This window comes from Rhizobium phaseoli (assembly GCF_001664385.1).
Taxonomy (GTDB): domain Bacteria; phylum Pseudomonadota; class Alphaproteobacteria; order Rhizobiales; family Rhizobiaceae; genus Rhizobium; species Rhizobium phaseoli.
In genome coordinates this window covers 645,755-671,672 of record NZ_CP013536.1, presented here as the reverse complement: position 1 = coordinate 671,672, position 25,918 = coordinate 645,755, and the positions used below count along the sequence as shown (strand labels likewise).

Here is a 25,918-nt window from a genome sequence, read left to right as displayed (position 1 = left end):
AGATGAGCGGTTCTTCCGATTATATACCCCCGAAAGTCTGGACCTGGAACAAGGCGAATGGCGGCCAGTTCGCCAACATCAATCGCCCGATCGCAGGACCGACACATGAGAAGGAGCTGCCGATCGGCCGTCATCCGCTGCAGCTTTATTCGCTCGGCACGCCGAACGGCCAGAAGGTCACGATCATGCTCGAGGAACTGCTGGCGCTTGGCCATAGCGGTGCCGAATATGATGCCTGGTTGATCCGGATCGGCGATGGCGACCAGTTCGGAAGCGATTTCGTCAAGATCAATCCGAACTCGAAAATCCCGGCGCTGATGGACCGCAGCGGCGAAACGCCGATCCGCGTCTTCGAATCCGGCGCCATCCTCACCTATCTCGCCGAAAAGTTCGGCGCTTTCCTGCCGACTGAGCCAAGCGAGCGCGCCGAATGCCTGTCGTGGCTTTTCTGGCAGATGGGAAGCGCGCCCTATCTCGGCGGCGGCTTCGGCCACTTCTACGCCTATGCGCCGACGAAAATCGAATATGCGATCGACCGCTTCGCCATGGAGGTGAAGCGCCAGCTCGACGTTCTCGATCGCCGCCTTGCCGAAAGCGAATATGTTGCGGGCAGCCAGTACACCATTGCCGACATTGCCATTTGGCCATGGTATGGCGGCTTGGTGAAGGGCTGGACCTATGGTGCAGCCGAGTTCCTGCAAGTCGAAGACTATAAGAACGTCCAGCGCTGGGCCGACCTCATCCACAGCCGTCCGGCCGTACAGCGCGGCCGGATGGTGAACCGTCTTTCCGGCGAACCTTCGAGCCAGTTGCACGAGCGTCACGAGGCCAGCGACTTCGACACGAGAACGCAGGACAAGCTCGCGGCCGCCGAGTAACCAAGCTGCCCCAGCCACTTGCCGCAGCAACAAATGAAGCTCCGCCGCCTTTACGGCGACGGAGCATTTGCATGCTGCCGGAACTCAATTCTTGACAGTATCCTCCAGGAAGAAGCGGCCGAGCGGGTTCTGGTAGAAGTTCTCGATATTCTTGCGCGAGACGTTGATATAGGGGCTGTAGTAAAGATCGATCCAGTTGACGTCGTCCTTAGCCATCTTCTGCAGATCAACATACATCGCTTCGCGCTTCTTCGGGTCGAGCTCGAGGCGAGCCTTGGCAACCAGCTCCTTCACCGCCTCGTTCTTGTAGTTCGTCAGGTAGTTGTTGTTGGAATCGTGGCCGAGAACGAAGGTGGTCTTCTGGTCCGGATCGAGAATGTCATTCGTCCAATAGTTGACCGAGATGTCGTAGTCGCCGGCAACCGTCATGTCCCATTCCTGGCTCGGATCGACCTTCTGTAGGTTGGCGGTAATGCCGGCTTTCTGCAGCTGCTGCTGAACCAGGACCGCCGTCTGCTCGTCGACTTCGTCGCCGGCGCGCACCAGATAGTTGAGCGTGAGGTCGGATGCGCCGGCGGCCGCCAGCATCTCCTTGGCCTTGGCGGGATCATAAGGCCGCTGCAGATTGTCGGCGTAATAATAGAGCGCACCCTTCGGAATGTAGGAATTGGCGACGGTGCCCTGGCCGAAGGTGACGGTATCGACGATCGCCTTTTTGTCGATCGCAAGATCCAGCGCCTGGCGGACTTCCTTCTTGCCGAGCGCGCCATGCGCATGGTTGATCAGCAAATGATCCTCACGCGTCGAGGCGTCGATAGCGACTTTGAGGTTAGGATCCTTCTTCAGTTCCTCGACCCGGGAGAAGGGCACGAAGATCGCTGCATCCAGCTCGCCGGCCTGGACGTTCAGCATGCGGGTATTGTCGTCGGGCACCGAGATCCATTCGACGCCGTCGAGCTTGACGCGGTCGGCCTGCCAGAAATTCGGGTTCTTCTTCAGGATGACCCGGTCGCCGCGCCGCCATTCCCCGATCACGAAGGCGCCGGATGCGATCGGCTTTTCACCGTAGGCATCCGCCCCCAGCGATTCCATGCCCTTCTTGGAGATGACGGAGGCGTTCGGCAGCGCCAGCGTCGACAGGAACGGCGCGGACGGGTTCTTGAGCTTGATCGTCAGCGTATGCGCGTCGGTGGCCACCGCCGTATCGATCACCTTGTAGGAATCGCTCCAGAGCGAAGCAGGGTCGTCGCGAATCCGCAGCAGGCTGTAAGCGGCGTCTTCCGCCGTCAGCGGCGAACCGTCCGAGAATTTAGTGTCGCGAATCTTGAACGTGTAGGTCAGGCCGTCATCCGAGCCCGTCCAGCTTTCGGCAAGACCGGGCTCCAGCTTCGTGCCTGTCTTGTCGACGCGGATCAGCACGTCGTAGACGTTTGAGAATACCCAGTTGTCGATGTTCTGGGCTGTTTTGATCGGATCGAACGTCGTCGAATCCTCGCGGCGGCCGATGGTGAGCACACCGGCGGCGTCGGCATAGCTTGCGCTGAGCGCCAGGCCGGCGAGCAAGGCTGCGAGCCCGATTGATTTCCACCTGTTTGTCATGAGTTCGTTCCCTTCGTTGTTATGACATGCGTTTGATGGGCTGGATCGGTATCGATTGCAGATCCTCCTTGCCGCCGGCGCCCTGCAGCAGCGGCTTGTCCGGATCGATGTCGGGAATGGCGGCGATCAGCGCCGCCGTATAGGCATGCCTAGGCCGCGCGAACACCTCTTCGCAGCGGCCTTCCTCGACGATCTCGCCGCGATACAGGACGACCACGCGTTCGCAGAGATTGCGGACGATCGCGAGATCATGGGCAATGAAGATCAGCGTCAGGTTCATTTTCGCGGTGAGTTCGCGGAAGAGCTCGATGATCTGCGCCTGAATGGTCACGTCGAGAGCGGCGACGCATTCATCGGCAATGATCATTTTCGGGTCGACGGCGAGCGCCCGGGCGATGCCGGCGCGCTGGCACTGGCCGCCGCTCATGCTGCGCGGTTTGCGGCCGGCGAATTCGCGTTCGAGGCCGACGAGATCGAGCAAAGCGTCGATCCGCGCCGGGATATCCGCCTTGGCCACCTTGCCCTGCACCTTGAGCACCTCGGCAAGCATCTGACCGATCGTCAATCGCGGATTGAGCGCGTTATAGGGGTCCTGGAAAACCATCGCCGTTTCACGCCTGAGTTTTGCCAGGCCCGCGCCCTTCTGCAGCGCCAGATCGACGCCCTCGAACGTGACATGACCGGAGGAAAGGGGCGTAAGGCCAAGCACGGCGCGGGCAAGCGTGCTCTTACCGCTGCCGGATTCACCGACGATGCCGACCGTCTCCCCGGCCATGATCTGCAGGCTGACGCCGGAAACTGCGCTGACCGACTTGGCGCCGCCCTTCAGCAGGCCGCCGCCGGCTCTGAACCGCACATGGAGATCGTCGATTTCAAGCAATGGTCCTGGCGGCCGGCCGGCGTCCGCCACCGCGGGCGACGACGCGGGAGTCTCGCCCGATATCGAAGGGTGGCTGTCGATCAGGCTGATCGTATAGGGATGCTGCGGCCGCGCCAGGATCGCCCGCTTCGGCCCCGCTTCAAGAAGCTTGCCGCCGCGCATCACGGCAATGCGGTCGCAGGTCTGGGCGACGATGCCGAGGTCATGGGTGATGAGAATGATCGACAGTCCGCGCCGGTCGCGAATGTCGATCAACAGCCGCAGGATCTGTGCCTGGATGGTTACATCGAGCGCCGTCGTCGGCTCGTCGGCGATCAGGATCTTCGGATTGCAGGACAAAGCCACGCCGATCATCGCCCGCTGCCGCATGCCGCCGGAAAATTCGTGCGGATAGCTGTCGTACTGACGCTTCGGATCGGGGAAACCGACCTGCGCCAGGATATCAGTCGCAGCAGCGCGGGCCTCGCGGGCGCCGAGCCCCTCGTGATAGCGTATGCCCTCGGCGATCTGCTCGCCGACCCGCATCACCGGGTCGAGATGGCTGGTCGGGTTCTGGAAGATCATGCCGATCTCACCGCCGCGCACCTTCAGCATCTCGCCGTCGTCGACCCGCATGAGGTCGCGCCCTTCGAGCAGCACGGAGCCACTGTCGATCTTCAAGAGCGAAGAGGGCAGCAGCCGCACCAGCGAACGGCAGAACAGGCTCTTGCCCGAGCCGCTCTCGCCGACGAGACCGAGGACCTCGCCCTTGCCGAGGTCGAGCGAGACGGCGTCGAGCAGCGTGCGCGGGCCGGAATCGAGATGGGCGCTGACTGTGAGATCGCGCACGGAAAGCAGGGAGCCGCTCATTCGTGCACCCCCAGCAATTCGCCGAGCGCATCGCCCAGCATGCTGAAACCGAAGGCGAGGCAGACGATGGAGAGGCCGGGGAACAGGGTGATCCACCAGGCGGTGGTGATGAAGCTCTGTCCTTCCGCGACCATCACCCCCCATTCGGCGATCGGCGGCTGGACGCCGAGACCTAGATAGCTGACGGCGGCGCCGCTGAGCAGCACCAGCGTCGCATCCGACATCGAAAAGACGATCGATCCCGCGATCGCATTCGGCAGCAGGTGGCGGAACATGATGCGCGGGCGGCTGAAGCCGAGGCTGACGGCGGCAACGGCATAGTCGCTGCTTTTCAGCACCAGCATCTGCGCCCGGATCAGCCGCGCATAGGACACCCAGCCGACCAGCGCCATCGATATGTAGAAGCTGCCGAGGCCGGGACCAAGGATCGCGATGATCGACAGCATCAGCACGAGAAAGGGGAAGGCGAGGATCATATCGACTAAGCGCATGAACAGTGCATCGACGATACCGCCGAAGAAGCCGGCGACCGTGCCGACTGTCGTGCCTATCAGAAAGGGGAAGATGACGCCGATCAGCGCCATCTGCAGGTCGATGCGCGCGCCCCAGATGACGCGGGACAGGATATCGCGGCCGAAATTGTCGGTGCCGAACGGGTGAAGCAATGACGGCGCCTGCAGCCGCACTTCGGCATTCTGCATGATCGGGTCATAGGGCGCGATGATGGGCGCGCCGACTGCCAGCAGGACGAAAAACAGCAGCAGGCCGGCACCGACGGCAAGCATCAGCTGCCGGCGGAAAAACCGGCGCCAGCCGGGCGATGCAGGCACGATCGCCTCGACGCTCATAACTTCACCCTCGGATCGACGGCGACGGTGACGATGTCGGCGAGGAAATTGATGAGCACCGTGGCGCAGGCAAAGACCATGGCGACGCCCTGAACCACCATGTAGTCGCGCGAAAAGATCGCCCTGACAAGCAGTTGTCCCATGCCGGGCAGCGCAAAGACGCTCTCGACCACCACCGTGCCGCCGATCAGCCAGCCGATATTGACGGCAAGCAGGTTGATCGTCGGCACCAGCGAATTCGGCAGCACATGCCGCCAAAAGACGATGCCTTCCGGCATGCCGCGGGCGCGCGCCGCCGTCGCGACGTCCGACTTCAGCGCTTCGATCATCGCCGCCCGCAGGCTTCGCGTCAAAACGGTCGAGAGCGACAGCGCCACCGTCAGGCTCGGCAGCACAAGATGGGAAAGCTTGTCGCCGATGGTCGCGCCGTAGCCCGAAACCGGCAGCATGCCGAGCTCGACACTGAAGAGGATGATCAGCATCAGTCCCAGCCAGAAGGGGGGAAAACCGATGCCGAAGGTCGAGACGATGCGCACCGCATGGTCCGACGCGCGGCCGGCATTGCGTGCGGCGATTGCCGCCAGCGGCACTGCGATCAGAACCGACAGCACGACGCTGGAGGCGACGAGCGCAAGCGTCGGCTCGATGCGGGTGACGATCAGCTTCAGCACGTCGACTTTATAGAGGATCGACTTGCCCATCTCGCCATTGGCGAGGTTCTTGAGGAAGTAGAGGTATTGCAGCCACATCGGCTGATCGAGACCATATTGGGCGCGGATGCTGGCAAGGGCTGCCGGCGTCGCGCGCGTGCCGAGGATGTTGCGGGCGGGATCACCGGGGATCAGGCGGACCAGAATGAAAGTGATGACGCTGATGCCGAAAATGACGGGCAGGAACTGCAACGGTCGCGTCAGAACGAATTTATAGCGATGCATGACGGCGATCGCCCCTTTGACTTCGTCGGCTCCGGTCCGCTCCCTCTTGCATCAGGCTGCCTCGTGCCGGGCCAGAAAATCGAGAAGCGCCGGATAATAATCCTGCGGGTTTTCATAGAAGGGCATATGGCTGGCATTGGCAAACACCTTGAGCTCGGCATTCGGCAGCGCCAGCTTCATCCTCAGCGCGCAGGCCGGTGTCAGCTCGTCATGCTCTCCCGCGGTGATCAGCACCGGCAGCGTCAGCCGCGGCAGATCGGCAATGCGGTTCCAGTCCTTGAGGTTGCCGATATAGAGAAACTCGTTCGGCCCCTGCATCGTCTCATAGGGCGCCATATTCCAGTCGTCTAGCGAGCGGCGGACCGGCGCCGGCCATTCCGGCAGACGGCAGACATGGCGGTAGTTGAGGATGGTGACGGCGGCGAGATATTCGGGATGATTATAGGTGCCTTGTGCCTCGTGCTTCTGCATCATCGAGGCGGTTTCGGGACCGAGTGCCGCGCGCAGCCGCTCCAGTTCCGAGATCAGATGCGGCATGTCGGCGACGGTATCCTCGAGAATCAGGGTCTTGAGGTTCTGAGCGTAAGTCAGCGCATATTCGATCGCCAGCCACCCGCCCCAGGAATGGCCGAGCATGTGGACTTTGCCGAGCCCCAGCGCCTTGCGCACCGTTTCCGTCTCTTCGACATAACGGCCGATCGTCCAGAGCGAGGGATCGTCCGGCCGGTCGGAAGCGCCGGTGCCGAGCTGGTCGAAAGCGATAACACGATAACCCTTTTCGACGAGACAGGAATGCGCCTCGCGCAGATAATCGCAGGGCAGACCCGGCCCGCCGTTCAGGCAGAAAATCGTCTCGCTGCCGGTCCCGAAACTGTAGGCAACGAGGCGATAGCCATCGACATCGATCTCGAATCGCTCGTCCGACTGTATTTCACGCCACATTGACCGCTCCGGCAGAAGGTTTCACTTGCTCAATATTTGGGCGTGGTTAATTTTTTACCGGAAATCGCGTTCCGTGCCAGCTATAAGAAGTGATAGGGTAGGGCGCCACGTCGAAACCGGAGCAGCGCATGCTTGACGACATCGGAACGATCAGACGGCAGTTCACAGCGCATGAAACGCTGGACGGCCGGATCGACCAGGCCTTCGAGGCGATGAAGCAGATCGGCTTCGAGGCGCTGATCTACGACTATACGCCGGTTCCCTACGATCTCGACGGCGCGATCATGATACCGTCGCTGCTGAAGCTCAGGAACATTTCGGACGACATGCACGATTACTGGTTCGATCGCGGGTACTTCCGCATCGATCCGGTGCAGCAGGTGGCGCTGCGCACCTCCGCACCCTTCTTCTGGAATTACGATCCCGATGCCGACACGCTGATCAAGGGCTTCATGAGCGAGGACACCGCCCCGGTGACGCGCTATCTGAGCGAACGCGACATGTCGACCGGCGTCACCGTCCCGGTTCACATGCCACGCGGCGACTATGCCACCGTCACCGGCATCCGCTTCGGCCGCAACAACGATTTCGAACGGCATGCGCTGCGCTATATTGCCGACTTCAACCTGCTTGCCCATGTCTTCCATGAGACCGCCTATTCGCTTTTCGACCGGAAGGCGAGGAGCGTCGGCACGGTCCGGCTGACAGAGCGGGAACGCGAATGCCTGCGCCATTCGGCAGAAGGTTATTCGGCCAAGGAAATCTCCCGCATCATCGACCGTTCGGTGCCGACCGTGGTCATGCATCTCAATGCGGCGGCAAAGAAACTCGGCGCCCGCAACCGCACGCAGGCCGTCGTGCGCGCCACCCATTACCGCCTGCTCGAAGAACGGCCGACGCAGACCTGGCCACCCTATAACTTGTGATAGCTGCCGTCGCCGCTACCGCCGCGTTATGGTCTTCAACAGACCAGAGATGGAGACGCCGGTGACCGAAATCGCGACGAATGAAGCTTATCTGCCCTTTCGCGACTATCGCACCTGGTATCGCATCACCGGCTCGCTGGAGAGCGGCAAGCTGCCCCTCGTCGTCGCCCATGGCGGACCCGGCTGCACGCATGATTATGTCGATTCCTTCAAGGATATCGCTGCCCTCGACGGCCGCCCGGTCATCCATTACGACCAGCTCGGCAACGGCAATTCCACCCGGCTTCCTGATAAGGGCCCGGATTTCTGGACGGTCGGCCTGTTTCTTGAAGAGCTGGACGCGCTGCTTACCCATATAGGCATCCGGCATCGTTATGCCTTCCTCGGCCAGTCCTGGGGCGGCATGCTCGGCGCCGAGCATGCGGTGCGCCGGCCACCTGGCCTGAAGGCCCTCGTGATCGCCAACTCGCCGGCCAATATGCACACCTGGGTTTCGGAAGCGAACCGGCTGAGGCAGGAACTGCCGAAAGAGGTGCAGGACAGGCTGCTCAAACACGAGCTGGCGGGAAGCCTCACCGATCCCGACTACATCGCCGCCTCACGGATCTTCTATGACCGCCATGTCTGCCGGGTGGTTCCGTGGCCGCCGGAAGTGGCGCGGACCTTTGCGATCATGGACGAGGACAATACCGTCTACCGCAACATGAACGGCCCGACTGAGTTTCACGTCATCGGCACGATGAAGGACTGGACGATCGAAGACCGGCTCGAGCGCATCGAGGCGCCGACGTTGCTGATTTCGGGGAAATATGACGAGGCGACGCCCTTGGTGGTAAAGCCCTACCTCGAACGCGTTCCCGGCTGCGAATGGGTGCTCTTCGAAAATTCCAGCCACATGCCGCATGTCGAGGAAAAGCAGCTTTGCCTGGCGACCGTTTCCGGCTTTCTGTCACGCTACGACTGAAGCAGATGCCGGCTCGTCACGATCGGTGGACCAGCCATTTCTTCGCGACACGGCAGGCCATCGTATAGGCCGGATCGAAGACGTTGCCGACGTCGTAACGCACCACCTGTCCCAAGAGATGGCTTGCCGCCGTTCTATCGAGGCCGTAATCCGAAGCGAGCCAATTCAGCATTTCGCTGGTGGCATGCTGAAGCGCCTGGTCGAGGGGCCTGGCATTACCGATGGTGAAGATGTCTTCGGCGGTTTCTCCGCGTGGCCAGACCAGTCCGACCGTCTTTTCCACCGTCAGCCGAACCGTGACTTCGAAAGTGGTTTCGACGCCGGTGCCGACGATCTCACCATCGCCCTGCACGGCATGGCAATCGCCGAGAAAGAACAGCGCGCCTGGAGTCGATACCGGAAAACGAACGCTCGTGCCGGGGCCGAACAGGCGATAATCCATGTTGCCGCCATATTCGCCGCTGGTCGCCGTCGAGATCGCCTGACCGAGGCTGGGCGCTACGCCGAAACAGCCGATCATCGGGGCAAGCGGCAGAACGAAATTTTCGAGGCCGGCGACCGGATCGGATAGCCGCACGGTCAGCGCTTCGCGGTCGATGGCCCAGATCGCCATATCCCGCGACGGCAGGTCGCGAACCGTTTCCGGATCGATGACATTGGCCGCGACGATGCTCCGGGTAAAGCCGGTGCCCCTGGTCGGAACCATGCTGATGATCTCGACCTTCAGCGCATCTCCGGGCTCGGCGCCATCCACGAAGATCGGGCCGTTCATCGGGTTCGGACCGGATGTCCGCCGGATGCCGTCCTTATCATAGCCGACGGCGTCGAGCGTGTCAGTGACGACGGTATCGCCGTCGGCAATATGCAGCGCCGGCGCAAGTGAGCCGAGAACATTGTGAAAGCGCGTCGGAATGAAGCGGTGAGTGGTCATGAGAATACAGCTCTCGCTCGTTTCGAATGCCAGGGGGCCGCGGCTGGTCTGCGCGGCGGACGGTCCAGACTAGATCAGAGATTACTTGGGAAGCCAACACGCCAGGCATGCGATCTGACTTGCCTTGCATCCACTCTATACTACATGTAGGTATGTACCTACATGGAGGTGCGTTATGAACGTGACAAGTCTTTCCAGCCGCGAACTCAATCACGACGTGAGCAGGGCAAAGAAGGCGGCGCAAAATGGTCCGGTCATCATCACGGATCGTGGCAAGCCATCGCACGTGTTGATGACCTATGACGAATTCGAGCGTCTCACCGGCAAGCGCCGCAGCCTGGTCGATGCTCTCTTCATGCCGGGTTTGTCAGATATCGACTTCGACCCGCCTCGTGTTGAGATCGCCCCGCGCGGGGTCGATCTCTCTTGAAATATTTGCTGGATACCAACGTTGTTTCCGAATTGCGCAAGGTCGGAGACGGCAAGGCCGATGCCAATGTGGTCGCCTGGGCCGGGGCGCAAGACACCGCGGGCTTATGCATCTCCGCCATCACGATCCTGGAGCTGGAGCGTGGAATACTCGGTGTGCAGCGTCGCGATGCGACGCAGGGCGCTCGCCTGTGGGCATGGCTGGAAAACCAAGTGCGGCCGGCATTCGCCGGCCGTATCCTGTCGATCGATGATGCGATCGCCACACGCTGCGCGCATCTGCATATTCCGGATCGGCGCAATGAAGCCGATGCTCTGATTGCCGCAACCGCCCTCGTTCTCGGCCTGACCGTGGTTACGCGCAATATCCGGGATTTCGAAGGCGCGGGCGTTGTCGTGCTGGATCCGTGGCAGGGTTGATGTCTTAGAACAGGATGATTTTAGGCCCGGTCGGCCTAAAATCTGAATCCTGTTCTGAATTGAAGCGTTAGAGCATGATGTCGTCCGAAAACCGCTCACACTTTTCGGCATCATGCTCTAGGAGCTGTGGACACTTATCTGAGCCATAAGATTGTTGCGGCCAGAGCGATCATGGCTTTGTAGTTTCGAACGGTTTTCTCATATCGCGTGGCGATGCGTCGAAACTGCTTGAGCTTCGAGAAGCAACATTCGACGAGATAGCGCTGAGCGTAGAGTTCCTTGTCGAGTGGATACTTCTTGGCACGCGAGGGGTTGTTCGGGATAACCGCTTGCGCGCCCTTGTCGGCAATGAGTTTGCGTAGCCGGTCGCTGTCATAGGCCGTATCGGCCATGACGACCTCGGCTGGCAGGTCTTCGATCAGGAGATCGGCTTGCGGTGCATCGCCTTTCTGGCCGGCGGTCAGGATGAAACGAACAGGACATCCAAGGCCACGCACGGCCATATGGATTTTGGTGCTCAAGCCGCCGCGCGAGCGGCCAAGGGCCTGATCTTCAGCCCCTTTTTTGCGCCGGAGGCGTGCTGGTGGGCGCGAATAATAGTACTGTCGACGATCAGGTATTCGAAGTCGGTATCCTCCGACATTGCTTCGAAGACACGCCACCAGACACCCTTTTGGCTCCAGCGGCTGAAGCGGCGAAACACGCTGTTCCAATCACCGAACACCTCCGGCAGATCGCGCCAGGGCGAACCCGTCCGCACGATCCACAAGACCGCTTCCACAAACATGCGATTGTCACGTCCAGACGAACCGCGCGTGCGATCGTCGCCAATGATATGACGAGACATCCGCTCCCACTGGTCATCTCGAAGAATGAGACGATCTAAAACACCCATGACTGCCTCCAAAAGACAGTCTTGAATCTGATTTGCTCAGCTTTGGGAATCCCAAGAGTCCACGGCTCCTAGCGCCCGGTCATGGCAGCTGGTGTATGGTGACATCAGGAACGACATGCCGCGCGATCTCGCAGAGATGCCAGTGATGCGTGAGGTAGATGACCTGCCCGACCTTTGCCATTGCGCCGAGCAGGCGGAAAACCTCTTCGGAGCGGGGATTGTCGAAGCTCTCCATGATATCGTCGGCGACAAAGGGGACGGGCGGGCGAAGCGCTGCGAATTCCTCATAGCCGGCCAGGCGAAGCGCGAGATAGAGCTGGAACTGCGTGCCGGTCGACATCGCGTCCGCAAGCTTCGAGCCACCGTCGCGTGAGACGCCGATCAGTATTTCCTTGTCCCGGTCGGGCTGGGTCGTCAGGCCGGAATAGTTGCCGCCGGTGATCAGGCGAAAAGCTTGCGATGCGCGGTTCATCATCGAGCTGCGATGTTTTTCGCGATAGATGTGCAGCGCCTGTTCGGCCGCGAGCGTGCCGGCGCGCAGCGTCAGATGCCGCACGGCCAGTTCCTCGATCTCGAGGAAGATGGTTCGGCGTTTGGCCTCGATCCGGGCCACCGCGTCGTCCCCGCCGACGGCTTCGAGCTTCTGCCGCGCCAGCGACACGTCGGAATAGAGAAGCTTCGCCCGCTCGGTGAGATCCTCGATTCGGGCGCCGAGCTCGATCGCATCACGCTCGGCCGCAGCGGCGTCGATATCTGCAAGGCGACGTTCGGCCTCGGAAAAACTTGCCGCGCGCAAAGCATCGATGATCTGGCTGCGTAAGGTAGCGGCGCGTGCCTCCAGCCGGTCTCGCTCTCGCGACTGATTGAGGAATGCTTCGACTGAGGCAAGCGAGTCCGTGCCGAAATAGCCGGTCAGTTCGTTCTTGCGGGCATTGTGAACGGCCAGTTCTTCCTCCAGCGCCCGGCGTTTCTCCAAATGCTTTTCGATATCCGCCTGCCGGTCTGCTCGAAGCTGTGCGGCATGCCGCGCCGCCTCGTGGCGTTCCACCAGCGCATTGGCCGAGGCGAGCGTATCGGATGCCAATCGGCTGAGGCCGCAGTCTGCGAGAAGAGCTGCTATATCCTCGCGGAATTGCTCCTGGTCGCGCTCCATCGCGGCAACGCGGCTTGCGAGGTCATCCCGTTCCTTCAGGATGGCGGGTAGGGTTCCGAGCGCATCCAGCACGGCGCGAACGGCCGCCAACGAGCCGGTCTTGTCGGCAAACCAGGTTCGCGACAGCGCCTCAGCCCATTCCCGGTCCCAGGCCGCGACCGCGGCTTCCGCCTCCTGCTGGTCGCGCTCGCGTTCCCTGACATCGCGGTCGAGATCGCCGATTGCCTTCTCGTGCGCCTGCCGCGCCGCCTGTTCGGCTTTGCCGGCGGCAAGCATATCGCTCGCCGCCTGGATCAGCGCGGCGACCTGCGGATCGTCGGCGTCACCATGGCCGGCATCCGCAAGGCTCGCCGCAAGCGTGGCGGCATGGCTGTCCAGTTCGCCGCGAAGCGCCTCTACCGCCTCTTCGGTCCGCTGCAGATCGTCCCAGGCGGCCAGCGCCGCGGCTCGCTTGGTGGTCCATGCCTCAAGTGTTGCAATGCGCGCCGCAGCTTCGGCGTCATATTCGATTGCTTCGGGCAACAGGCCACGGATGCGCTCGGCAAGCCCATCATGTTCGGTTCGCGCCTCGGCAAGCAATTCCCTTTGCCGTTCGATCGCTGCCGCCGTTGCCGCTTCGGTCTGGCGAAGCTGGCGCAGTTCGGCCAGCTCCTGCGCACGTGACAGGCGGCCGGCGGACACCATGTCGTCCTGGCGCATCCGCTCCTCGAATGTCCGGGCAGTGGCGGCATCCAGGCTGGCAAGATGCGCCTGCCAGGCGGCATCGCGTTCGCCGCGCAGCCTCGCGGCCTCGGCATCGTCGATCGAACCACCGGCGACGAAGGCCGCGATCCGGGCTTTGGTCAGCGCCTGCTCGGTGCCGAGATCGCGCAGCCGTGCCTCGTGATCGGCAATCCGCTTGTCGATCGAAATCGCCTGGCCACGCCAGACCTCGGCCTGCCGAGGCTCCGCCGTGTTCGTCCGCTGCAGGGCGACGGCATCACCTGTCCAGGGCGCAAGCTGTGCGAACTGCTTCTCCTGTGTTCGCTTCGCCTGCGCGAGCGCGCGTTCCTCCACGGTGAGCCGCATTGCGAGATCAGACCCGGTCAGCCGGCTCAGGGCGGCCTCGATGCGGCCGAGATGCGCGGGATCGAGGATCGCGGCGCCATCGTGCGACCCGCCTTCCTTGTTCAGCCTTTCGCGATTCTCGCGCGCCCGCGCCAGTTCGCGGCCCGCGGCAGCCAGGTTCACCTCGACGCCGGAACGTCGCTCGATGAGATCGCGGATGATGCCGATCAGCGAGGCGGGCAGCAGCAGCGCCTCGGGCGCCGCATGGCCCGGCTGCTCGAGATCGACCAGCAGCCGCACCAGCACGCCTTCCTGTTCAGCCAGCGCCAGCCGGCGTTTCGGCAGGTCGCTCTCAGCGGTGATATAGCGCCCGCGCCCCTGATCCAGCATGTGCATATGCGCGGCGACCGCCAGCGCCTTGTCGTCGATCGCGATCGCCTCGATCTCGTCGGCAAGCTGGCGCAGCGTGCGGTCGGCGGTTTCGACAAGCGCCTGCAGCCGCGTCTCGTCGTGGAAAAGCTTCGGCAGCAGTGTGAACCATTCGGACGGCGGCCGCGGCAGATCGCCCATGCCGGCTGCATCGGCGTCCAGCCGCCGGAGTTCCAGCGCCGCGGGCAGGGCGCCGAGAAGGCGCGTCAGCTCCTGGTGCCGGGCCTTGGCCCCGGCCAGTTCCCGCGTCGTCGCGGCATAGGCGGCGTCGGCCTGCTCGTGGGTCGATTTCAGGCCCGAATAGGTGGAGGCAAGCGTGTCGATGGCATTGCGCTCGGCCTTCAGCGCTTCGAGCGCGCGTTTGAGTTCCGCAAGCTTCGTGCTTGACGACCGCTTCCTGTAGATCCCATTGGCTTCGTCGACCGCCGTCACCAGCGAACGGCTCAGGCCCGCAAGGCCCGAGCTTGCCGAGAACAGCAACTCGCCGAGCTCGCCCTTGCTTTGGATGATGGCGTTGCCGCCTTCCTTGAGGGACTGGTCGTCGAGCGAGAACATGGTGCGATAGGCCTCGCGGCCGACGCCGCCGAGCGCGCCGGCAAGCAGCGCCTCGTTCACAGCCTGTCCCCGATCATCGACGAGGCTGCCCGTCCGCAATTTGAGCCGCGCCAGCTCGTGCTCCGCGCCACCGAATTCCAGCCGCGCACCGACCTTCATCGTATTGTAGGGATGCAGGAAATTGTAGGTGCTGCGCTCGCCTATGCCGTAGAGCAGATCGAGATAGGCGGCGAAGGTGGTCGACTTGCCGGCTTCGTTGAGGCCGTAAACGATGTGCAGATCCGGCGAACCCGTGCGGGCCGCACCGAAATCGATCGAGTGGTCGGTGAACTTGCCATAACGGACAAGGTCGAGACGGCGCAGGCGCATCAGCTGTCTCCCCGCTCCGCGGCCTTCATCCGGGCGGCGATATCCTCGGCGCCGTCGGCGAGAAGGCTGTCGATGAAACGTTCGAAACCTGCCTCGTCATGCCCGGCAAATGCCCGGCTCTCGGGCGGCAGGTCAGCGAGCAGGTCGCGGACCATCTCCCTGACATCGTCGCGAAACCCGCTGCGGGCGATGACATCGTCCCGCATCAGCGCGCCGAGCTCGATGACGGGATCGGCAACTGCTTCGTCGGCGAGGGGCACCGGCGCTTCTAAGGCGAGCTCCAGCTTCTCGATCCAGGTCCGGCCGATGCGGTCACCGCGCTGCTCGGCCTCCGCCTGCATGAGGTCGATATCGCGGCGAAGCTGCCAGGAGAGCGGCGTGCGACCGGAAAGCCTGAGGCGCGCGACGAGATGCGGCGAGGCGGTATGGTCGCGCTGCCCCATCAGTGCCGCTTCGATCGCCATGGCCGCATCACGCCAATCGTCGACACCCGTGAGGTCGACATCGACTCGCTCGAACTGCGCGATGCTGGTGCGCCGCTCCTCGACCGTCACCGTCCTGTTGTCCGCCACGGTCACCAGCGACACCGTCTTGATGCCCGCCTCGTTAATGTCGCGGCCTTGCGGCATGCCGGGCATGATGACCGTCGCCGTGCCGGGATACTGGCTGCGCTGATGAAGATGCCCGAGCGCCCAGTAGTCGAATCCCGAGGCGTGAAGGTCGAGCACGTTGCAGGGCGCATAGACATCATGGCCGGCGGATCCGGCAAGGCTCGTATGCATGATGCCGATATTGATGGCACCTGCGACCGGCGGCTTGAACTTCGGCAGAAGCGGGTCCGGTGCCTGCGGCTTGGCAAAGCTCAGACCGTGGATCGCAACCGACAGGCTGCCTTTCGTCGCCTCCACGGTCTCGGCATGGCCGCCGAAGACCTTCACCGTGTCGGGCATCACCAGCTCTCTGGCGATCTTCGACATCGCATCGTGATTGCCGCGGATCTTGAAGACGCAAATCCCCGCCCGGTGCAGCCGTTCCAGCTGGCTTGCCAGGAAGCGCGCCGTCTTCATCGACGTCTGCTCGCCGTCATAGAGATCGCCGGCGATGACCAGCGCATCGACCTGTTCCTCGAGGCAAAGGTCGACGATCGCGATCAGCACCTGCCGACTGGCGTCGCTCACGAGATCGGCCAGCTCGGCGTTGCGAAGCGCCAGCGACCGTAGCGGAGAGTCGAGATGGAGATCGGCAGTGTGGACGAAACGATAAGCCATGAATGCAGAAATCGCGTTGCGACAGAATGATGAGCCGGTGCCCTCGGACCGATGAACGCGCGATCGCTGTCACCTGGCCGTGAGGAAGGGAATATGGAGCACGCGTCCAGGGCGCGCGAGCGAAATGGGCCGGCAAACCGGCCCATCCACAATCAATGTTGCTCAATCGGGGCCGGCACCGCAGCCGGTGCACCCTGCGGTCCCAGCCGATCGGCGACCAGCATCGACAGCATCATTTCCACAAGACCATTGGTGGCGCCCTTTTCGCCGCCGCCGACCTGGATCTGCGGCACGAGCGGCAGCCTGCCGTTTTCGATTGCTTCGGCGAAGCGCATCAGGACCTGTGAGTTGAGCTGATAGTCCGGTCCGCCGAAGGCCGCGACCTTCTTCTCTGTCGCCTCGGCTTCCGCCAGGCCGATGGCGCGCACCTTCTGGGCATCTGCCAGACCGGTCGCCTTGATGCGTTCGGCATCAGCAAGCGCGACGGCCTTGATCCGGTCGGCCTCGCCGAGGCCGGCAAGGCGCACCTTCTCGGCCTCTGCCTTGGCGGTCACCTGAATGGTTTCCGCCTGCTGGCGGGTGCGGGCGAGCTGCGCCTTGCCCTCGTTTTCGCTGATCTCGATGGTGAGCGCCGATGTCGTGATCTTGGCCTGCTGCTCGGCAAGCGCCTCCTTCTCGCGCAACGTGCGCTCCTGGATCGCCGCCGCCTCCTGCAATTTGTAAGTCTCAACCTTTTCAACGGCGATCTGACGCTCGCGCAGCTGGATGAGGATCTGCTCTATGCTGTTCTGACCATTATTGGCCCGCGGCGTACCGATCAGCACTTCCTGCAGCTCGAGGCTGTAGGAGCCAAACTTCTCGCGCATTTCATCACCGGATTTGCGCTGGATTTCGCTGCGTTCCTGCAACAGTTCGATCAGCGTCTTGGTCTGGGCGATATTCTTGAAATAAGCCGAGACCATCGGATCGAGCGTCTGTTCGACCAGCCGTTTGATATCCCCGAAACGCTGCACGACGAGGGGCGCCTTCATATAATCGATATGGACGACCACCGAGAGCGGCAGCACCGGCTCGAACGCATCCTTGGTGATCAGCGACACTTCGGAAAGATTCTCGTCGAGCCTGTGCTCGCCGAACTGTTCCTTCGTCCATTTGAGCACGAAGTTGGTGGTCGGCACGATGATGATATTGCCGGCATAGGTGTTGAACGCATATTTGCCCGGCAGCAACGGCGTCGACCAGACACCGCGTGCGCCCGTTTCGACCAGTTCACCGTGGCGATAGGACTGGCCCGAAATATCCGCGCTTCGCCGGCCGGTATAGGAAACGACGACACCCACCGTGCCGACGTCGATGATCGTCTTCTCGACGAGTTCGACGGTCGCAAAGATACGGTTGAGGAAGTAACTGCCGTCGGCAAGCACCTGCAATTGCCGGCCGCGATAACCGCCGGCATTGAGAAACTTCTCCGGATCCTGGAAATTATTGTGGAAGTTCGGGTCCTTCGGATTGTTGGCAACCGTCGGGGCGATGATCTCGCCATCGGGCAGCGCCGGGCCGTCATGGATGGTGACGATGCCGATCAGGTCCTCGGCGTCATGAATGACAACGGGCTCGAAGCCATTCCGCTCGGTGATCAATGTCGACATGTCGGCGAACAGTTTTTGTTCCGACGCGTTCAGGTTGACGGCATAGGTCGACTGCGCCGTCAGCACTATGAACTGCGCTAGATTGATGGCATAGGTGCCCTCGCGCAGGATCTTGCGCTGCGGACCCTTCTGGCCGCCCTTTGTCAGAAAGCCGCGCACATCTTGAAAGTCATCGGCGTCGATGTTCGAAGCAAGCGTCTGGGTCGGCGGCAACGGCTCGCCGTCGCGGGCGAAGACATAGCCGATCTGGCCCTGCGGAATGGTCACGAGATTGGCGCGATGCATCGCATATTGGAACGGCATGAAGAAATGCAGGCCGCCGCGCACGACGTCCGGCTGGAAGCCGGCCTCGCCGTAGAGCGCAATGAAGCCATTGTCGACGGAGCCGCGAAAACTCCACAGCTTTTCGAGAATGCCGAGCCTGTCGTTGGGTATATAGCGGATCACGCCGCTCAACCGGAACAGGGTTGCCAGCGCGATGAGCGTAATGGCGATTCCGATCGCCTTCCATCCCATCGGGCTTAGATATTGCACGGTTTCCATCTTTTTTCTCGCATGGGCGCACGGGTTCGTCCACCCGATGGCCGCCCGGTTGGTGTTGGTTGATAAGACGGGGAGATTGCGCGCCTATGCGCTCGACGCAGCACGCCGTCGCCCGTCAGACGGGCAAAGGAGGCTGTCGCACGTGCATTGCTGCCTGACTTTCCTCAATCGATTGCGATTATAGGAACCATGCGGCAAGGACGTCGAACGTCTGGGCTGCTCATTATCTGGAAAGATGACCGCGCGTCCCCAGTCCCCACCGGAGGACGGCGTGTCGTGAGTGGTCTCACATTGGAGTTGCCTTGAAAGACATAACGCTGGTGAACTTAGCGACAAGACCGATCGATTTAAAGACGCGTAAAGCGAGAATCGGATAAGTACTTCCAGTGATTTTACTATTTCGACTATTCAATCTTGCTGAAATAACCTCGCGCATCTGCTGTTTTTGTACGCAATCTGGGCCGCAGGTTGCTCAGAGATCGGTTGACACCGCCCCTCTAGCGACAGCTGCAGCTCCCTTGGAACGCGAAAGAGCTTCTTGACACAAGGGCCGCGGCGGTCTTTGATGGCGACCATTCACCAGGGGTGTCCCGGCAAGGGGCTGAGATTCTGCTGAACAATACGGCTTTGCCTGTTGTGGCGCGGTGACCCGTTGAACCTGATCCAGTTCATACTGGCGTAGGGACGGTGCGGACGCTGCGGCTGTTGGGCGGATTTTCGCTTAGTCGCGCATGGCGTCTTTCCATCATTCCAACACTGGAACTGGGTCTCCAAACGTCAAACCTTGGAGCCTCATCCATGAATATTGTTGCACCCCAGCTTACTCCTGTCGTCACCACCGGCTCGCTTCCGGCCTCGACCAAGGTGGTCAAACCCGGAACGCTCTATCCGGATCTGCGCGTGCCGATGCGCGAAATCAGCCTTCACCCGACCTCCGGCGAGCCGCCGGTCACGGTCTATGATTCCTCCGGCCCCTATACCGATCCGGCCCATGTGGTTTCCATCGACGCCGGGCTGCCGCGTTTGCGCGAGTCCTGGGTCAGGGCGCGTGGCGACGTTGAAACCTATGAAGGCCGGCTGGTGAAGCCTGAAGACAATGGTTTTGCCACGGGCGAACGGCTGACGCCGGAATTTCCCATTCGCAACACGCCGCTAAAGGCAAAGGCCGGCCGCGCCGTCACCCAGCTCGCCTATGCGCGTGCCGGCATTATAACCCCGGAAATGGAATTTGTCGCGATCCGCGAAAACCTCGGCCGGCAGGCCGCGAAGGAGGCGCTCGCCCGCGACGGCGAGAGCTTCGGCGCTCATGTTCCGGATTTCGTGACGCCCGAATTCGTGCGCCGGGAAGTCGCCGAGGGCAGGGCGATCATCCCGGCCAATATCAACCACCCCGAATCCGAACCGATGATCATCGGCCGGAATTTCCTGGTGAAGATCAACGCCAATATCGGCAATTCGGCCGTCACCTCGTCGATGGCGGAAGAGGTGGAAAAGATGGTCTGGGCGATCCGCTGGGGCGCCGACACCGTCATGGACCTTTCCACCGGTCGCAACATTCACAACATCCGCGAATGGATCATTCGCAACTCGCCGGTTCCGATTGGAACCGTGCCGCTTTACCAGGCGCTCGAGAAGGTCAACGGCATTGCCGAAGATCTGACCTGGGAAGTCTATCGGGATACGCTGATCGAGCAGGCCGAGCAGGGCGTCGATTATTTCACCATCCATGCCGGCGTGCGGCTGGCCTATATTCCGCTCACTGTCAATCGCGTCACCGGCATCGTCTCACGCGGCGGCTCGATCATGGCCAAGTGGTGTTTGCATCATCACAAGGAGAGTTTCCTCTACGAGCATTTCGAGGAAATCTGCGACATCTGCCGTGCCTATGACGTCTCCTTCTCGCTCGGCGACGGTTTGCGGCCGGGGTCGATCGCGGATGCCAATGACGCAGCGCAATTTGCCGAGCTCGAAACCCTCGGCGAACTGACGAAGATCGCCTGGGCGAAGGACTGCCAGGTGATGATCGAAGGCCCCGGCCATGTGCCGATGCACAAGATCAAAGAGAATATGGATAAGCAGCTCAAGGTCTGCGGCGAAGCCCCCTTCTATACGCTCGGACCGCTGACGACCGACATCGCGCCGGGCTATGATCACATCACCTCCGGCATCGGCGCCGCCATGATCGGCTGGTTCGGCACGGCGATGCTTTGCTACGTCACGCCGAAGGAGCATCTGGGGCTACCCGACCGCAGCGATGTCAAGACCGGCGTGATTACCTACAAGATCGCCGCCCATGCCGCCGATCTTGCCAAGGGACATCCGGCCGCCCGCATTCGCGACGATGCGCTGTCGCGGGCGCGCTTCGAATTCCGTTGGGAGGATCAGTTCAACCTCTCCCTCGACCCGGATACGGCGCGTTCCTTCCACGACGAGACCCTCCCGAAGGAGGCGCACAAGGTGGCGCATTTCTGTTCGATGTGCGGCCCGAAATTCTGCTCCATGCGAATTTCCCACGACATTCGCGCCGAAGCCCAGAAAGAGGGATTGGAAGCCATGGCGGCCAAGTACCGCGATGGCGGCGATCTCTACATGCCGGTCGCAGAGGTCGCGAAAACGCCCGCCGGAGAATGACCATGCGCGTTCTCGTCAAAGGGGCCGGCGTTGCCGGCCTCACCGTGGCCTGGCAGCTCTATCGCCACGGCTTCCGCGTCACACTTGCGGAGCAGGCCGACAAGGTCGGCGCTGGTGCCTCCGGCTTTGCCGGCGGCATGCTGGCGCCGTGGTGCGAACGGGAGAGCGCGGAGGAGCCGGTGCTGACGCTCGGTCGCCTTGCCGCCGATTGGTGGGAGGCGGCATTGCCCGGTCATGTCAAACGCCGGGGAACGCTTGTCGTGGCGGGCGGCCGTGATGCCGGCGAACTGGAGCGCTTTTCCCGTCGAACAAGTGGATGGGAATGGCTGGACGAGCAGGCGATCGCGGCGCTGGAGCCTGACCTTGCCGGCCGTTTCCGCCGCGCGTTGTTCTTCCGGCAGGAGGCGCATCTGGATCCGCGACAAGCACTCTCGGGACTGGCTGCAGCCCTTGAGGAAGCACGCATGCATCTCCTCTTTGGCTCCCCGGGCAAAGCAGACATTGATCATGACCGGGTGATCGACTGCACCGGTGCGGCCCAGATCGGCCGGCTGCCGGGATTGCGCGGTGTTCGAGGCGAGATGCTCTGCATCGAAACAGGCGAGGTCTGTCTCTCCCGCCCCATCCGCCTGCTGCATCCACGCCACCCGATCTACATCGTGCCGCGCGACAAAAACCGCTTCATGCTCGGGGCGACGATGATCGAAAGCGACGATGCCGGCCCGATTACCGCGCGTTCGCTGATGGAGTTGTTGAACGCCGCCTATGCGATGCATCCCGCCTTCGGCGAGGCCCGAGTTACGGAAACCGGCGCAGGCGTGCGCCCTGCTTATCCCGACAATCTGCCGCGTGTGACACAGGAAGGATCCACCCTCCATGTCAACGGCCTCTACCGCCACGGCTTTCTGCTGGCGCCGGCGATGGCCGGAGAGGTGGCGCGGCGTCTTCTCACAGAACAAGGACCACAGGAAAGGAGGGCGTCATGACCTTCATCATCAATGGCGAGGAACAGGAGGTCACGGCCGCGACGCTCGCAGACCTGCTTCTGGCTCTCGATTACGAGGGCGGGTGGCTCGCAACCGCGGTTAACGGCGAACTGGTGCACCGCGAGGACCGCGCCGATTTCAGGCTCGGCCAAGGCGACCGCATCGAAATTCTCTCACCGATGCAAGGAGGCTGAGATGCTGAAACTTTATGATGTTGAAGTCCACTCCCGGCTGCTGCTCGGCACCGCGCGCTATCCGTCTCCCGCCGTCCTTGCGGAAGCGGTGAGACGCTCGAAGACGGAAATTGTCACCGTCTCGCTGCGGCGCGAGGCCGCCGGCGGCAAGGCGGGCGGCGCCTTCTTCGAGCTGATCCGCGAGCTCGGCGTGCGCGTGCTGCCGAATACGGCCGGCTGCCACAGCGTGCAGGAGGCTGTGCTGACAGCGAAGATGGCGCGCGACGTTTTCCGCACCGACTGGATCAAGCTCGAAGTGATCGGCCATCACGATACGCTGCAGCCCGATGTCTTCGGCCTTGTCGAAGCGGCACGCATCCTGACCGGGGAGGGCTTCCAGGTCTTCCCCTATACGACCGACGATCTTGTCGTCGCCGAAAAGCTGCTGGATGCCGGCTGCCGCGTCCTGATGCCCTGGTGCGCGCCGATCGGCTCCGCCATGGGACCGGTGAACCCGATGGCGTTGCGGGCGTTTCGAGCACATTTTCCTGACGTGCCGCTCATCGTCGATGCCGGCATCGGCCGTCCGTCTCATGCCGCCGCGGTGATGGAATACGGTTATGACGCCGTTCTTCTCAACACCGCCGTTGCCGGCGCGGACGATCCCGCCGCCATGGCCGAAGCCTTCGCGCTTGCCGTCGATGCCGGTCGTCTCGCGCATGGCGCCGTACCGCTGGAGCCGCGCGACATGGCCGTTCCTTCCACTCCCGTCATCGGAAAGGCGGTCTTCTCATGAAGCTCGATCCCTTCTATCTCATCGTCGACAGTGCCGAATGGATTGAGCGTCTCGTGCCGCTCGGCGTCAAGCTCGTCCAGCTACGCATCAAAGACCGGCCGGGGCCGGTGCTTCGTGAGGAGATCCGGCGTTCGAAGGCCGCCTGCGCGGCAGCGGCCTGCCAATTGATCATCAACGATTACTGGAAGCTGGCGATCGATGAGGGATGCGATTTCATCCATCTCGGGCAGGAGGATCTGGCCGCCGCCGATCTGAATGCGATCCGCCGTGCCGGCCTGAAGCTCGGCCTTTCCACCCACGATCCATCAGAACTGGAAACCGCGCTGGCCGCCGCGCCGGACTACGTTGCCCTTGGGCCGGTGTGGCCCACGATCCTCAAAGAAATGAAATGGGCGCCGCAAGGCGTCGAACGCCTTGCGGATTGGCGGCGACGTGTCGGGCCGATGCCGCTTGTTGCCATTGGCGGGATCAGCGCCGAACGCGCGCCGCTGGTATTGGAAAACGGCGCCGATAGCGCTGCCGTTGTCACCGATATCACCCGCAACCCGGATCCCGAGGCCCGCACGCGACAGTGGCTGGCCGCGACCGCGCCTTGGCGATCGGTGAAATGATAACCATCCGTGGTTTGAGTGCTGAAACCTGAAAACGTGTGGCAGAGACAATGTTCTGCCGCTCATGGACGCAAGGTATTGGAATCGCTGTGGAAAGTTCTTGTTCCATAATGTTGATTACGCCAGATTCGCGTGTAGCCGGGCACATTCTATTTCTAAGTGCGAAGCCTCAACTGCCAGCGCCGGCCGTTGATAATTCCGCACGAGATCACCCAATCGATGCCCAAGGACGAACAGATCATCGTGCAGGGCCACTGTGGACGGGCGATCTACTTCCGTCGCAAGGATATGGATGCGGCGGCCGACGCAACTGCTTCGTCAAATCCCCTTCATGACGATCAATACGCCGCCACATCTTGCCGTGGCAGGTCAGCGGAACCGGCTGACTTCCGTGGCCGACTTGCGGCGGCCGATGAATTCGCGCAGCAACGGCAGAAAGAAGGCCTTGCTGAAGCGACCGATCGGCGGCTCGGGCTCGAGATAGAATGAATTGCCGACGATGTCGGTGTTGAACTCGTCGAAGATGATCCAAAGCCTGCGATCGGCATCGAGGCCGGCGCGGCGCTTTTCGATTAATGGCACCTCCACAGCAAAGCACGACACGTCCGGCTGCTTGGTGGTGATAGGAAAGAACAGGACCAGATCACCGTCCGGCCGTGGCATTCTCACGCCCACGGCGACCGGCCGCTCCTTGCGTCCTTCCGTCTCTCCACGCTCAGCCTCCCGCGCCCACAGGTAAGGATACCGTGCTTGCGGTCTGGATCAGGTCGTAGCTCACTACCGACCTGCCTCATCCTCGCCGGCATAGGTCTCGACGGCGTTCTCGAATTCAGCGAAGAGTTCATCCGACATGGTCCCGATGGTGCCGACGGATCGGCGGTCGGATTGTTTCATCAGCCGCTCGTAATCTTCAATGTTGAGGAGGACGAGGCGCGGCTTGTTGCGCTGGGTGATGGTGACCGGATGACGAAGCGCCTCGGCGATGATGTCGCCGGATTTCCGGGAGAGATCACTGGTAGAATAGGAACCGCTTGACCTGGGCATAGGCGTCCTCGTTTGCTGTATTTGTTGATATATACAGCATTTCCAATAATGCTGTATATAGTGGAGGCTGCCTTTATTTCCGGCGATTGAACTCTCTGGACCAACCTGATCGGAAGCTGAGCCTGCCCGGTGTGCAGTGGGTTCCGACCTCCGGATGGACTAGTCCCGCCGCGCCATCATCACCTGGCGCGATTGAAGGTATTTCGCGGCTAGCTCAACCTCACATAAAGAACTAGGCTTGGCGAAAAGGCGCGCAGGCCACCACGCCTATAACTACGTTTTTTCTATCCGCGAGGACTTGTAAAGCGTTGTTGGTGGCGCCCTCCTCTGCACGGTCGTAGCAACTCTTGCAGATCACCCTCCGGCTATGCCGTCAATTTGCACAATTGGCTAACATGGACGTGCCCGAGCGGTCCGTGAGGATCACGTTCCCGGAAACATTGCGGCGATCGGTTCCGGTTAGCCAGCGCTCCGGCGAAAAATAGGTCTTGGTCCTCATCTGCGACGCTGAGGTCGCCTTAAGACCAAGAACAAAATCAAAATTGCTTCCGCCGTCGGCTTCGCGCTTGAAACTGAGATAGGCGCCGAACCGTTCGTATTCTACATTTCGAAGCTTTTGGATCGACGTAAGACTATCCTCTAAATCACGCCAGCACGCCTGCTTCACAATGATCTCGAACATGCGCAGGATGGCCGGGGCGAGACGCCCCTCATCGTCGGTCGTCGGCCCGATGATCCTGGCGCGGACCTCAACAATCTCGCCCATTTCATTTCCACGAACTTTGAGGAAGGTGGAACTCAGGGGACGCGTCTCGTCCCGTTCGTAAACGCGCTGAAAATAACATTCATAATTGCGATTGCGCATCGACGCGGCTTTCCACTCGCTCACCGCGATACCGGCCTCTCGAAGAGCAGAGCAAATATTCGACCCCGAGACGCGCCACATCCGCAGAAACTCACCTGCCAGCTCCGGCTTCGGGACCTCGATCAGCTGTGGCGATATCGACATCAGCAGGAGAGGAGAAGCAGCCTCATCATCACGGCGGGCGGCGGTTTCCGATGACGGGGCAGCCTTATCGAGAGATCGATCTTCAACGCGCCCAGGCGGACTTTCGAAGCGGTCGCTTCCGCCGAAAAACACGACGATGCCCGCTACCAGCAACATGCC

At 61.8% G+C, this 25,918-nt stretch carries 22 protein-coding genes, 2 pseudogenes and 1 riboswitch; of the genes and pseudogenes, 11 read left to right on the top strand and 13 right to left on the bottom strand.

The window, feature by feature from the left end; translation table 11 throughout:
• The first annotated feature begins 2 nt into the window (after positions 1 to 2).
• Positions 3 to 878, top strand: a complete 876-nt coding sequence (gene yghU, locus AMC88_RS30230) for a glutathione-dependent disulfide-bond oxidoreductase (protein ID WP_037146074.1) — start codon at positions 3 to 5, stop codon at positions 876 to 878.
• An 84-nt stretch (positions 879 to 962) separates the two neighbouring features.
• On the opposite strand, the gene AMC88_RS30225 is transcribed toward yghU, so the two are convergent.
• The 5 genes from AMC88_RS30225 to AMC88_RS30205 are packed head-to-tail and all read right to left on the bottom strand — an operon-like array spanning position 963 to position 6,931.
• The gene (locus AMC88_RS30225; protein WP_064830271.1) at positions 963 to 2,477 is read right to left on the bottom strand and encodes an ABC transporter substrate-binding protein; all 1,515 of its coding nucleotides are present in this window, start codon (positions 2,475 to 2,477) and stop codon (positions 963 to 965) included.
• Between the two features lie 19 nt (positions 2,478 to 2,496).
• Positions 2,497 to 4,206 carry a dipeptide ABC transporter ATP-binding protein gene (locus AMC88_RS30220; RefSeq protein WP_064830270.1) on the bottom strand — a complete coding sequence of 570 codons (1,710 nt, stop codon included), beginning with the start codon at positions 4,204 to 4,206 and terminating at the stop codon, positions 2,497 to 2,499.
• Entirely contained in the window at positions 4,203 to 5,054 is an 852-nt protein-coding gene (locus AMC88_RS30215; RefSeq protein ID WP_012489791.1) for an ABC transporter permease, read from the bottom strand. Before AMC88_RS30215 ends, AMC88_RS30220 begins: the two co-directional genes overlap by 4 nt.
• The gene (locus tag AMC88_RS30210; protein ID WP_064830269.1) at positions 5,051 to 5,989 is read right to left on the bottom strand and encodes an ABC transporter permease; all 939 of its coding nucleotides are present in this window, start codon (positions 5,987 to 5,989) and stop codon (positions 5,051 to 5,053) included. Before AMC88_RS30210 ends, AMC88_RS30215 begins: the two co-directional genes overlap by 4 nt.
• A gap of 51 nt (positions 5,990 to 6,040) precedes the next feature.
• Positions 6,041 to 6,931 carry a proline iminopeptidase-family hydrolase gene (locus tag AMC88_RS30205; protein ID WP_064830268.1) on the bottom strand — a complete coding sequence of 297 codons (891 nt, stop codon included), beginning with the start codon at positions 6,929 to 6,931 and terminating at the stop codon, positions 6,041 to 6,043.
• A 128-nt stretch (positions 6,932 to 7,059) separates the two neighbouring features.
• On the opposite strand from AMC88_RS30205, the gene AMC88_RS30200 reads away from it, so the two are divergent.
• A complete protein-coding gene (locus tag AMC88_RS30200) occupies positions 7,060 to 7,857 on the top strand; it encodes a helix-turn-helix transcriptional regulator (protein WP_037146061.1) in 798 nt (265 codons plus the stop codon).
• A gap of 61 nt (positions 7,858 to 7,918) precedes the next feature.
• Positions 7,919 to 8,821, top strand: a complete 903-nt coding sequence (locus AMC88_RS30195) for a proline iminopeptidase-family hydrolase (protein WP_064830326.1) — start codon at positions 7,919 to 7,921, stop codon at positions 8,819 to 8,821.
• 16 nt (positions 8,822 to 8,837) lie between these two features.
• On the opposite strand, the gene AMC88_RS30190 is transcribed toward AMC88_RS30195, so the two are convergent.
• Entirely contained in the window at positions 8,838 to 9,752 is a 915-nt protein-coding gene (locus tag AMC88_RS30190) for an acetamidase/formamidase family protein (protein WP_064830267.1), read from the bottom strand.
• A gap of 175 nt (positions 9,753 to 9,927) precedes the next feature.
• On the opposite strand from AMC88_RS30190, the gene AMC88_RS30185 reads away from it, so the two are divergent.
• Positions 9,928 to 10,182, top strand: a complete 255-nt coding sequence (locus AMC88_RS30185) for a type II toxin-antitoxin system Phd/YefM family antitoxin (protein WP_004677292.1) — start codon at positions 9,928 to 9,930, stop codon at positions 10,180 to 10,182.
• Positions 10,179 to 10,601 (top strand): type II toxin-antitoxin system VapC family toxin, encoded by a 423-nt coding sequence (locus AMC88_RS30180; protein WP_064830266.1) that lies wholly within the window; start codon positions 10,179 to 10,181, stop codon positions 10,599 to 10,601. The genes AMC88_RS30185 and AMC88_RS30180 overlap by 4 nt, the downstream gene beginning before the upstream one ends.
• A gap of 134 nt (positions 10,602 to 10,735) precedes the next feature.
• On the opposite strand, the gene AMC88_RS32840 is transcribed toward AMC88_RS30180, so the two are convergent.
• The 4 genes from AMC88_RS32840 to AMC88_RS30155 form a co-directional block, all read right to left on the bottom strand.
• Positions 10,736 to 11,496, bottom strand: a protein-coding gene (locus tag AMC88_RS32840) for an IS5 family transposase (RefSeq protein ID WP_097541909.1) whose coding sequence is annotated in 2 segments (ribosomal slippage) — positions 10,736 to 11,169 and positions 11,169 to 11,496 — 762 coding nt in all. Because the reading frame shifts where the segments join, the coding sequence is not laid out codon by codon here.
• 79 nt (positions 11,497 to 11,575) lie between these two features.
• Positions 11,576 to 15,049 carry an ATP-binding protein gene (locus AMC88_RS30165; protein WP_064830265.1) on the bottom strand — a complete coding sequence of 1,158 codons (3,474 nt, stop codon included), beginning with the start codon at positions 15,047 to 15,049 and terminating at the stop codon, positions 11,576 to 11,578.
• Entirely contained in the window at positions 15,049 to 16,317 is a 1,269-nt protein-coding gene (locus AMC88_RS30160; protein WP_064830264.1) for a metallophosphoesterase family protein, read from the bottom strand. The genes AMC88_RS30165 and AMC88_RS30160 overlap by 1 nt, the downstream gene beginning before the upstream one ends.
• 152 nt (positions 16,318 to 16,469) lie before the next feature.
• On the bottom strand, positions 16,470 to 18,509 hold the full coding sequence (locus tag AMC88_RS30155) for an SPFH domain-containing protein (RefSeq protein WP_064830263.1): 2,040 nt from the start codon (positions 18,507 to 18,509) through the stop codon (positions 16,470 to 16,472).
• A 571-nt stretch (positions 18,510 to 19,080) separates the two neighbouring features.
• A riboswitch (TPP riboswitch) is annotated at positions 19,081 to 19,212 on the top strand.
• A gap of 95 nt (positions 19,213 to 19,307) precedes the next feature.
• Between AMC88_RS30155 and thiC the strand changes: the two genes are divergently transcribed.
• The 6 genes and pseudogenes from thiC to AMC88_RS34390 all read left to right on the top strand — a co-directional run.
• On the top strand, positions 19,308 to 21,140 hold the full coding sequence (gene thiC / locus AMC88_RS30150) for a phosphomethylpyrimidine synthase ThiC (RefSeq protein WP_064830262.1): 1,833 nt from the start codon (positions 19,308 to 19,310) through the stop codon (positions 21,138 to 21,140).
• 2 nt (positions 21,141 to 21,142) lie between these two features.
• Positions 21,143 to 22,126, top strand: coding sequence for a glycine oxidase ThiO (gene thiO / locus AMC88_RS30145; RefSeq protein WP_064830261.1), 984 nt, complete (start codon positions 21,143 to 21,145; stop codon positions 22,124 to 22,126).
• Positions 22,123 to 22,320: a sulfur carrier protein ThiS gene (gene thiS, locus AMC88_RS30140; protein ID WP_004677275.1), complete on the top strand. Its 198-nt coding sequence runs from the start codon at positions 22,123 to 22,125 to the stop codon at positions 22,318 to 22,320. The genes thiO and thiS overlap by 4 nt, the downstream gene beginning before the upstream one ends.
• Before the next feature lies 1 nt (position 22,321).
• On the top strand, positions 22,322 to 23,095 hold the full coding sequence (locus AMC88_RS30135; RefSeq protein ID WP_064830260.1) for a thiazole synthase: 774 nt from the start codon (positions 22,322 to 22,324) through the stop codon (positions 23,093 to 23,095).
• Positions 23,092 to 23,706, top strand: a complete 615-nt coding sequence (locus AMC88_RS30130) for a thiamine phosphate synthase (protein WP_012489802.1) — start codon at positions 23,092 to 23,094, stop codon at positions 23,704 to 23,706. The genes AMC88_RS30135 and AMC88_RS30130 overlap by 4 nt, the downstream gene beginning before the upstream one ends.
• 165 nt (positions 23,707 to 23,871) lie before the next feature.
• Positions 23,872 to 24,015 (top strand): annotated as a pseudogene (locus tag AMC88_RS34390) (type IV secretory system conjugative DNA transfer family protein); the annotation flags it as partial.
• A 60-nt stretch (positions 24,016 to 24,075) separates the two neighbouring features.
• Here AMC88_RS34390 and AMC88_RS30125 read toward each other — a convergent pair.
• The 3 genes and pseudogenes from AMC88_RS30125 to AMC88_RS30115 form a co-directional block, all read right to left on the bottom strand.
• Positions 24,076 to 24,484: pseudogene (locus tag AMC88_RS30125) on the bottom strand (hypothetical protein).
• Positions 24,484 to 24,750: a type II toxin-antitoxin system prevent-host-death family antitoxin gene (locus AMC88_RS30120; RefSeq protein WP_004677266.1), complete on the bottom strand. Its 267-nt coding sequence runs from the start codon at positions 24,748 to 24,750 to the stop codon at positions 24,484 to 24,486. The pseudogene AMC88_RS30125 and the gene AMC88_RS30120 overlap by 1 nt, the downstream one beginning before the upstream one ends.
• Positions 24,751 to 25,123: 373 nt before the next feature.
• Positions 25,124 to 25,915, bottom strand: a complete 792-nt coding sequence (locus AMC88_RS30115; protein ID WP_210256129.1) for a DUF6030 family protein — start codon at positions 25,913 to 25,915, stop codon at positions 25,124 to 25,126.
• Positions 25,916 to 25,918 lie beyond the last annotated feature (3 nt).